This is a genomic window from Pseudomonas sp. Irchel 3E19 (genome assembly GCF_900187585.1).
In the GTDB taxonomy this organism is placed as follows: Bacteria; Pseudomonadota; Gammaproteobacteria; order Pseudomonadales; family Pseudomonadaceae; genus Aquipseudomonas; species Aquipseudomonas baetica.
On sequence record NZ_FYDT01000091.1, the window covers coordinates 1 to 10244 of the forward strand.

General features: G+C 59.9%; 5 protein-coding genes and 3 pseudogenes. 6 read left to right on the forward strand and 2 right to left on the reverse strand.

Annotated features, from left to right (window positions below; translation table 11 throughout):
- Window positions 1-203 (forward strand): annotated as a pseudogene (locus tag CKW18_RS29210) (IS110 family transposase); the annotation flags it as partial.
- Between the two features lie 108 nt (window positions 204-311).
- On the opposite strand, the gene CKW18_RS29215 reads toward CKW18_RS29210, so the two are convergent.
- On the reverse strand, window positions 312-1076 hold the full coding sequence (locus CKW18_RS29215; RefSeq protein ID WP_095191934.1) for a helix-turn-helix transcriptional regulator: 765 nt from the start codon (window positions 1074-1076) through the stop codon (window positions 312-314).
- Window positions 1077-1178: 102 nt separating this feature from the next.
- Here CKW18_RS29215 and CKW18_RS29220 point away from each other — a divergent pair, with 102 nt between their 5' ends.
- The 5 genes and pseudogenes from CKW18_RS29220 to CKW18_RS31305 all read left to right on the forward strand — a co-directional run.
- On the forward strand, window positions 1179-2309 hold the full coding sequence (locus CKW18_RS29220; RefSeq protein WP_095191935.1) for an MFS transporter: 1131 nt from the start codon (window positions 1179-1181) through the stop codon (window positions 2307-2309).
- A 108-nt stretch (window positions 2310-2417) separates the two neighbouring features.
- Window positions 2418-4145 (forward strand): ShlB/FhaC/HecB family hemolysin secretion/activation protein, encoded by a 1728-nt coding sequence (locus CKW18_RS29225; RefSeq protein WP_095191936.1) that lies wholly within the window; start codon window positions 2418-2420, stop codon window positions 4143-4145.
- A 98-nt stretch (window positions 4146-4243) separates the two neighbouring features.
- Window positions 4244-8710, forward strand: a complete 4467-nt coding sequence (locus CKW18_RS29230; RefSeq protein WP_095191937.1) for a hemagglutinin repeat-containing protein — start codon at window positions 4244-4246, stop codon at window positions 8708-8710.
- 197 nt (window positions 8711-8907) lie between these two features.
- Window positions 8908-9288 carry a hypothetical protein gene (locus CKW18_RS29235; protein ID WP_095191938.1) on the forward strand — a complete coding sequence of 127 codons (381 nt, stop codon included), beginning with the start codon at window positions 8908-8910 and terminating at the stop codon, window positions 9286-9288.
- A 198-nt stretch (window positions 9289-9486) separates the two neighbouring features.
- Window positions 9487-9630: pseudogene (locus CKW18_RS31305) on the forward strand (RNA polymerase subunit sigma-24); the annotation flags it as partial.
- A 49-nt stretch (window positions 9631-9679) separates the two neighbouring features.
- On the opposite strand, the pseudogene CKW18_RS31310 reads toward CKW18_RS31305, so the two are convergent.
- Window positions 9680-9907, reverse strand: a pseudogene (locus tag CKW18_RS31310) (LysR substrate-binding domain-containing protein); the annotation flags it as partial.
- Between the last annotated feature and the right edge of the window lie 337 nt (window positions 9908-10244).

A 10244-nucleotide genomic window follows, 5' to 3' on the forward strand; every position in this document is an offset into this window, starting at 1 on the left:
GCGTTCGGGCGGGTCTATACATGCCTGGATTGGTTGCACTGAAGCACAACAAAGCAATCATCGCCATGAAGGACCGCTTGAAGGCCAACGGCAAGGCCCCCAAGCAAATCATCTGTGCAGCGATGCGCAAACTCCTACATTTTGTCTACGCCGTTCTTAAATCGGGCCAGCCATTCGACCCGAAAATTGCCCTTGCCCGATGAGGGGCAAGACGGTATCTACTGGGATAACGTTTTAATGGGCATCGGCACTTGGCGCGGCCGGTGGTTGCACCTTACGCATCAGGGTCACCATCGCCGGTCGTCAGCTACCTATTGGAGCCAATGGCCGGGCGTGGTGCCGGTCATGGCTTTGAAGAACGCAATGAACGCGCTGTCGCTGGCAAAGCCCAGTTCGAAGGCGCAAAAACTGAGGCTGCGCCCAGTGGCGAGCAATTCCATGGCGCGCATCAGGCGCCACTGCTGGCGCCATTGCTGATAGCTCATACCGGTTTCACGCTGGAAGATCCGGCCAATGGTGCGGGCGCTGGCGCCGATCTGTTGTTCCAGTACTTGCAGTTCCGGCGGCAGTCGCTCAGGTGTCGCCATCAAGGGGGCGAGGCGCTTGTCCCATGGCAGCGACAAGAGCATCGGTTGCTGCGCCGCCTCCGCCATTTCGCACAGGCACAGGCCCAATAGATGTCCGAATCTGCCCTGCTGCCAATTGCTGTCAAAGTCGGCCAATGCCATCGGTTCCAGCACGGCGCGCAGCAGTGGGCTGACTTCAATCACGCAGACCTGTTGCGGCAGCGTGCTGCACAGTTCGGCGGTCAGATAAATCGAGCGGTAATCCACGCTGTGTTGCATCACTGCGCGATGTACAACGCCGGGCGGAATCCACGCTGCCCGCGACGGCGGCAGCAGGCACAACTGTTGCGCCAGGGTGATGCGGGTGCAGCCTTTGCGCGTGTACAGCAATTGTCCACGCTGATGGCGATGCAGGCCTGAGTCGTGATCACCCAAGGTTGAGGCGATGCCGATCACTGGCGCCGGATAGCTGTCAGGGTCAAACATTGAGTGGGCATCGAGCCAGGCCATGGGTTGTCAGATTTCAATGATAAATTGGCGGGATCTGGATAATACGCCAGTCGCTGCTTCTTAAACTCCTCGGCAGTTTTTGGTTTGGGGAGTAAACGCAAAATGAACAACAGACCTCTATTGATACTGGCGATTGCGCTGCTGATGTTTGCGCAGATCGCCCAGACCTTGTACAGCCCGGCGCTCGGCGATATAGGCCGGGCATTCGACGTCGGCCCGCAGGCGGCGCAAACCATGTCGGTATATTTCCTGGCATTTGCATTCGGTGTGGTGACGTGGGGCCGGGTGTGTGACCGGATCGGTCGGCGTCCTGCGATGCTCAGCGGTCTGGCGATCTACGCAATGGCCTGCGTGATTGGCTTGAGTGCCCGCAGCTTTCAGCACCTGCTAATGGCTCAGGCCTTGGGTGCTTTCGGCGCCGCGGTGGGTTCAGTGGTAACCCAGACGCTGTTGCGCGATCGCTTTCAGGGTACGGAACTGGCGCAGGTGTTTTCGCTGGTGGGCATGGCACTGGCGGCGAGCCCCGCGTTTGGACTGTTCAGTGGCGCGGCGCTGACTCAGGGGTTTGGTTACCGCGGTGTGCTCGGCGCCTTGCTGCTGATTGTTTTGGCGCTGTGGCTGTGGAGCTGGCGTGCCTTGCCGGAAACCCGTGTGCAACAGCCTACTACCGTGAGTTTGTTCGAAACCCTGGGGCGCATGATGCGCGATGTCGGCATCTGGCGCTCGGCACTGTGGATCGCGTCATTCAACATTGCGTTGTTCAGCTATTACAGCCTTGGCCCGTTCATGTTTAAAAGGCTCGGCTTGAGCGAGTCAGCTTTCGGTTACAGCGGGGTAATCCTCGCGCTGGGCTCAGGGTTTGGCGCATGGCTGAACAAGCGTTTGTTGCGCCGTGGCTGCAGTGCGCTGCAACTGATTCGCCTCGCTGCAGCGCTCGGTTTGCTCGGTGGCCTCGGCGTGTGGCTGCTACACGACAGCGGCGCGTTCGTATGGCCAATGTTGCTGGTGGTACTGGCCTTCGGCTTGGCGATACCGAATATTCTCGGCTCGGCACTGGTTGATTACGCAGATCGTCTGGGCACTGCCGGCGCGCTGTTGGGGCTGCTTTATTACTTGCTGATCGGTGCAGGGCTGATGCTCGCAGGCGCATCTCAGGTCCTCGGGGAAACCCTGATAGGGTGCAATGGCGTGGCGTTGCTGCTGACAATCAGGGTAAACAAATCAATTGTTTAAGAAGTGTAAGCGCTGTAGGAAGCGTCTTGCTTTTGTGTAGGAGGGCTCCGACTATCGCGAACATTGATGAAGTGGCATTACGCCATTTTATGATTGCAAGGATGTTGCGTGCCGAATCCGTTTCGCGTTGTTTTCCGTCGTCGTGTCACGCGTTGCCCGCTGTTGTCGGCCTTTGTGTTGAGTGTGTGTGCCTCCTCGCTTGAAGCTGCCGAACCTGTCGCGCCGGGCCAGGAAGTGCTGCGCCAGCAGCAACTGCAACAGCGCGATCTGCAACAACTGCAACTGGAACAAAGAAAGCGCCAACTGGAGCGCGGCGCGTTCGGCTCGGCGCCAGCCACCTCGACCCTTCCTCCAACGGTCACCCCCGATGAGCGCTGTTGGCCGTTGAGCGGTACGCGCATCGGCGGCGTCACGCTGATCGACAGCAACAAACTCAACGCACGGATAAAACCGCTGCTGGCGCCGTGCATGGGCGTCGGCCAGATCAATCATCTGCTGGCGACCATCACCGCGATCTACGTCGAGAAGGGCTACATCACCAGCCGCCCGTACCTGAGCAGCGCGCCAGCGGCGGGGCAGTCGCTGGAAATCATGGTCGATGAAGGCTACATCGAGTCCATCGAACTGGCTGATCAAAGTCTGCCGGTCTCGCTCGGCGGCGCTTTTCCGGGAATGCTCGGCGGGCCGTTGAACCTGCGTGATCTGGAGCAAGGCCTGGATCAGTTGAACCGCCTGCGCTCTGTCGACCTCACCGCCGACATCGCCCCCGGCAGCCAGCCCGGCGCCACGCGGATCATCCTGCGCTCGCGCACCTCCGGGCAATCGCGCTGGGCCTTGGGCCTGGGCATGGACAATCTCGGCAGCGCCAGCACCGGGCGCGATCGCGACACGCTCAGCCTGAGCCTGGACAGCCCGCTGGAACTCAACGACCTGTTGAGCCTCAGCGCCAGCGACACGTTGAACCAGGGTGATCGCTATAGCCGTAATGCCAGCCTGTACTACGCGATTCCCTACGGCTACTGGACCTACAGCGTGTTCGCCAGCCACGCCGAATATCGCGCGCCATTTAAATTGCCCAGCACCACTTTTCACAGCACCGGCATCACCGATCAAGTGAGCCTGCGCGCCGACCGCGTGTTGTGGCGCGACCAGAGCCGTCAGCTCAGCGCCAACCTGCAACTGGCGCACAAGGACGTCGACAGCTATCTGGACAACGTCCGGCTGGGGATTCAGAGCCCGACGCTGACGGTGGCCGAAGCCGGGCTCAATCTGTTCTGGCTTGACCGCGCGGTATGGAACCTGGACGTCAATTACGCCCAAGGCCTGCGCTGGTTCGGCGCTGATGACGATTCGCAGCACCCAATCAAAAACCTGCCCAAGGCGCAGTTCCACAAGTACCGCGCCGGCCTCAGTCAATGGCGCAACGGTCAGCTCGGCGCACAAGCCTGGCAGTGGCAGAGCCAGCTCAATTTGCAGTACAGCCCCGATCCGCTGCCGGCCATCGAACAACTGCTTGGCACCGACGATTCGGCGGTGCGCGGTTACCGCATCAGCAGCGCATCCGGCGCCAGTGGTGCGATCTGGCGCAATACGTTGCGCCTGCCGCTGCGCAGTGAATGGCCGGTGCAGATTACCCCGCGTGTCGGCCTCGACCATGGCTGGATCAAGGCTGATCACGGCGCTCAGGGCAAACGCCTCAGCGGCGCCAGTCTCGGGTTGAATCTGGGCTGGAAGAACCTGCAAGTAGACGTCGATTACCAACGCGCCCTCAACATCCCCAACGGTCTGCAGCACGAACCGCAAACCTGGCTGATGCGGGTCGGCTTGCAAATATGAACACCGCAGTAAACCAACAGCCGTCGGATCTGAGCGCGACAGCCATGGCCAAGACTAAATCGCGCAACGTGATGCCGTACCCACTTGGAGACGTTTTTATGCCAGCACCTACCTTTGCATTTCATCTCTCCCCTCGGGGCAAATTGCGTTGGGCGATTGCCAGTCTGTTCTTCGCCGTGCACCTGCCGAGCGCCCTCGCCGGGGGTGTCGTCGTTGCTCCGGGCCCCGGCGGCACCGCGCAATTGCAGACCCAGGGCGGGGTGCCCATCGTCAACATCGTCGCGCCCAATGGCTCGGGCCTGTCGCACAACCAGTTTCTCGACTACAACGTCGACCGTCAGGGCCTGGTGCTGAACAATGCCTTGCAGGCCGGGCAATCGCAGCTCGCCGGGCAACTGGCGGCCAACCCGCAACTGCAAGGCCAGGCCGCGAGCGTGATCCTCAACGAGGTGATCAGCCGCAATCCGTCGGCGATCAACGGCGCGCAGGAAATCTTCGGTCGCGCCGCCGATTACTTGCTGGCCAACCCCAACGGCATTTCGGTCAATGGCGGCAGTTTCATCAACACGCCGAACGCCAATCTGCTGGTGGGTCGCCCGGAATTGATCGACGGCAAACTGCAAGCCCTGAACACCCGCGACGCCACTGGGCAGTTGCAGATCCACAACGGCGGCCTGCGTAACGGCGAGGGCTCGATTAACCTGATCGCCCCGCGCATCGACAGCCAGGGTGCGCTCACCGCCCGCGATCAACTGAACCTCACGGTCGGCCGTAATCAGGTGGATTACGCCAGCGGCCAGGTGAAAACCGTGGACCCGGCGGGCAACACCGGCGATCAACGCATCGACGCCAGTCTGTTCGGCGCGATGCAGGCCGGTCGCATCAATATTGTCAGCACTGCCGAAGGGGCCGGTGTGCGGGTTGGCGCGGTACAAGTCGCTGGTCGCGACGGCGTGCAGATTCGTTCGGCCGGTGACCTCAATGTCAGCGGCGAAGCCGTGGCCAACAGCCTCGACGTGACCCGCGCCGGTATCCGCAGCAGTCAGGGTGATGTCGGTTTGCACGCCGGTAAAGACCTGACGCTCGCGGCCACTGATGTCAGCGGTCGCGACGTTACGGTGGATGCCAAACGCAACCTGACGCTGAGCGCGGTCGAGAGCCGCAAGCTCCAGGAAAAACGCGAGAACTGGAACAACAGCACCATCGGCATTACTTGGGAAACCTACGACCGTACCCAGACCGACAGCGAAACGCGACAGCATGGCAGTCAGATTGTCGCCAGCCGCGACGCGAAATTGTCTTCCGGCAAAGACACCGAACTCAAAGCCGCCAAAGTCGAAGCAGCGAAGAATCTTGAGGTGAAAAGCGGCGGCGATCTGCGCCTCTCGGCCGCCACCGAAAGCCACATCCAGACCGATCAGGGCAACCATCGCAAGCACCTGTGGAAAGCCGACTGGAACAGCAGCAGCGAAGAGCAACGCAGCATCACCAGCCAATTGAAGGCCGGCAACATCGCCTTGCAAACCGCCGCGTTGTTGCGCTCCGAAGGCGCCGAGCTGAACAGTTCGGGCGACCTTCAGTTGGCCGGCAAACAGGTGGAAATCACGACCGCCACCCGCACCAATCGCAACAGTGACACCCGTTATTCCGGCGATCTGGTCGGCGGTGGTTTCTTCGGCAAGACCGGCGATGCCGACAAGGGCCAGACCCGGCATCAGGGCAGTAAAATCAATGCGGCCGGCAAACTGATCGTCAAGGCTGACGACGTGCGCATCAGCGGCAGCCAGGTGCGTGGCGGTACCGACGCCAGTGTGATCAGCGACAAGGGCTCGCTGGTTGTCGATGGCGTGCAAGACACCTCGCACAGCAACAATCACGACAAGGACAGCAAGTTTTTCGGCATCAGCAAGGACGAGTCGCGCCAGAACGCCAAGGACAGCACCACAGTGCGCAGCGAACTGGTGTCCGACAGCAACCTCAAGCTCAAGAGCGCCAAGGACATCGAAGTGGCCGGTTCCACGGTCAAGGCCGGCGGCGCGCTGACGGCGGACGCGGCGGGGGATGTGAACGTGCATTCCGCGCAGAACACCCACGACCGCAGCGAGAGCACGCAGACCCGTGGCTTCGATGCCTACGCCAAAGAGCAAACGCCGGAGCAATATCGCGCCGGGATTCATTACCAGGACAAGCAGCAGACCGTCACCCATAACGGCGTCACCCAACAAGGCTCCAGCCTCAGCGGCGGCAGCGTGCAGGTGCAGGCTGGCGGCGATCTGACGATCAAGGGCGGCGAGGTCCGATCCACTGCGGGCGATACCCGCCTGAGCGGCAAAAACGTGTCGTTGCTGGCCGAAGAAGACAGCCACAAAACCGCCACCGACAAGCGCAGCACCGGCGGCGGTTTCTACTACACCGGCGGCCTCGACCGCGCCGGCAGTGGCATCGATTTCGCCCACAACACTTCGCAGGACACCACGAGCAACACCACGGCGCAAACCAGCAGTGTGCAGAGCAGCGGCGGTTTGACGATCAATGCCGACAAGCTCGCCACCGAAGGGGCTCAAGTGAAGGTCGGTAATGGCTTGAACATCGCGGCCGACGAAGTCGACAACCGCGCGGCCCGCAACACCGAAAGCAGCACCCACAACGAAAGCAATTGGTCGGCGGACATTGGCGCCAATGTCGAGTACAAAGACATCGCCCGGCCAATCGTGGGTGCCGTCAAAGACGTGCTGAACGGCAAAGTGCCGGACAAGGAAGCGTTGAGCAATCTCGGTCAACCGAACGTCGGTATCGACGTGGCGATCGGTCACGGCAGCGCTGATAAAACCGACCACAGCAGCAACGCTGTAGTCAGCCGCTTTGACGGCGGCAGCGTCGATGTGAAAGCCACCGGCGCCGTGCATGACCAAGGCACCCAGTACAACGCCAGCGCCGGCAAGGTAAACATCAGCGCCGACAAACTGGTCGCCGATGCCGCGAGCAACACCCACAGCAGCACTGATAACGCGGTAGATGCCAAGGTCGACGTGCGCGTCTACACCAAAACCGGCGAAGACGTGAACGTCGCCGGCAGCGGTGCCGGTGGCAGCAGCCAATCCAGCAAAAACAGCTCCACGGCCGTGGTTGGCGGTTACGCCAGCAGCCAAGGCGTTAACATCAAAACCGCAGGCGACGCACAGTTTGAAGGCAGCCGTTTTAGCGGCGGCCAGGGCGGCGTGAGCTTCAAGACCGGCGGCGATCTGGCGCTGAATCAGGCCACCGACCGCCAGAGCAGCAGTGAATCCAGCCTGCGCGGCAATGGCTCGCTGACCGTCGGCACCTTGCCGGGCACCGATGGCACCAACGTCGACCTCGGTGCCGGATTCCAGCTCGATCACAGCGCCAAGCAGACCACTGACACTCAGGCCCAGGTGGCGAGCATCAGCGGCAACGGCGTGCAACTGAGCAGCGGCGGCAATCAGGTCCAGCAAGGCACGAAAATCGACAGCGCGGGCGCCATCGATCTGAAGGCTGACGGCAAGCTCGATCTGCAAGCGGCCACCGACACCCACAGCGCCACCGGCAGCAATCTCGGTGGTGGCTTGAAGGGCGGCGGCAGCAAAAGCAGCAGCGAGAAGAGCCGTGATCAGGGCGCTAATCTGAGCGGCAACTTCAAAATCGGTCGGGTCAACGAGAACTCGCAGACCCTGACCGGCGGCCAGCTCAATAGCCAAAGCACGATTGCCCTGAGCGGCGATGCGGTGCATCTGCAAGGCACTCAGGCCAGCGCGCCAAACGTCAGCATTGATGCGCAGAAGGGCGGTTATGTGCAGGAATCAGCGCAGTCCACCGACAGTCGCAACAACTGGAACGTGGCGCTGAATGCCGGTGGCAACCTGAGCAGCAAAAACCCAACCGCCGAGGACGAGAAAGTCAGCAGCGACCACGGCTTCAACGCCGGGGCCAAGGTCGGCGTGGATTACCTGCAAGGCACCACGCAGCAGAACAGCCAGATCAAGGCTGACACCGTGGTGCTGAACAGTGCGGGTGATGCGCAACTTTCGGGTGCGCGAATCGATGCGCAGAATGTCAGCGGTAAGGTGGTCGGTGATCTCACCGTCGAAAGCCGTCAGGACTCGCAGACCCACGCCAAAGTCGATGTCGATCTGGGCCTGACCGCCAAGAAAAATCCACCCGGCGACAAGGAAAAACTCGCCGGCACCGATTACAAGCCGACGCTGAAAGCGCAAGGCGAGTACGCGCACAAGGACAGCGTGAAACACGCCTCCGGCATCAGTGGCAGCCAAGGCGTGAATCTGCACGTTGGCGGCGCCACACAACTGACCGGCGCACGGATTTCCTCGTCTGAAGGCAAGGTTGATCTCGGTGGTTCGAAGGTTGGCAACACTGACCTGAGCAACCTCGATTACGGTGTGAAAGCCGGGGTTGACCTGCCACAGAAGAAGGAAGAAAACGCGCCGAAGGTTTCCTTTGAAAACGGCGATCTGAACATCGGCCCGGTGACCTTGAGCGGCCACCTCGACAGCCAGCCTTTGCAAGCCGGCATCGACGAAAAAGGCTAAACCCGATGGGAGGTGGGTGCGCAGGAGTCTGCATCCACCACCAAGCACGCTTTCACACGGGATTTGTGCCGGAGAAAGTTTGGAGGCTTCGGCACAGGATCTGGAAAGGTTGGAATGTCGGATTTTTTATAGCCAATGAGTCTTGAGTAACTGTCAGATATGACAGTTGTAACTTTGCTATTTCAAGGAGATTCCAGATGAGCGAAATTACCTTTCCAGATGCGGTGCGTGGGGTGATTAACTGCAGTTCCAAGCCAATGGACGGCGTTAAGGTCAAGATCGGACCGCTAACAGATACTCCAGAGGGAGCGGTACTGAAGATTTCCTGGCAAGGTTTCAGCGATAGCGAGGGGCAGACGCCCATTCCGGGCGCTAACACATCGCTGAACCATTTTGTCACTCCGGGGGACGTAGCCAATGGGCTCGAAAAAACCATTGGCGACTGGATTCCTCATATCAAGCCCATCAAAAACGGCTCGGCTCGGGTGACCTATACGATTAATGGCGGCGGGGGGAATACCGCATCCGTCCTGGTTCGTCTGTTGAACGCTTCCAATCAATCGTGCGACGAGGTTTAAACGATCCCGAGTCGTTTTATGGTGTCGTCCTTCGTGTGATGGTAAAGCCTCCTGCCTGTTGGGTAGCGAGGCTTTTTTTGGTGGCGTTTTCGTAATGTATCGGACGACTTCTTTGGTATGCCAAGGAATGCATTGCCTCGCATTAATAGGAAACATTACTATTCGCGCCCCTTTCCTAAATCCGCCGCCCATACCCCCATGCGTCCCCGCAGACCCGGCTTTCTCGAGCATTACGAAGAGTTGATCGGCACCTGGACTCGTCGCCTGCGCAATCGCGCGCAGGCCGACACCTTTGTGCGGGTGCTTGAGTCCGATTCGGCGCAGGTACAGCAGCCATGCGCGCAGTTTCCCCGCAGTTAACTCGAAAACAGCTATTGACAAGAGAAGGTGGGTTGCGTGGGTTATCGGCAAAGTGCCAGCGATTCTCGTCTCCCAATATAATGCAATCGTGGCGACTCAAATCTGCGGGCTCTTTCGGTTCACCTTTTTGTTCGAGGTAGGCCGGGGACGCGCAAAGAATTCGTGTGTCGTTTCCAAGCTTGCGCGCCACATGTGTTGAGTCCTTCAACGCGGTAATGCGGATGGCCACGTCGATACCTATCTCTGTTAAGTTTTGCACTTCATCTGTAACCGTACGGCCAAGTCACCTAGCTGTCCAATAACGCGAGTTGCTTCAATCTATTGACCTATCTCACCGAATGGCAAGGGCGGTTTGGCGGATTCGTTACATCCAGCGCAATGCGCCAATTCCCCACGCACCATAGTGAGCCCGCCCAGCACACCGTAAACGATTAAAGGAGCGCTCTCTGGTTGAGCAACTACGGTCCGACCCTGAGAGATCCCCGATTTTTCTTACGAAAAATCAAGAAGTTGGAATTATTGAAGAAGCCTGCATGAGTCGGCAACTTGGTTTGCACCACACAAAAACAAGATCCCCGCCCCATGCAAGCCATCCG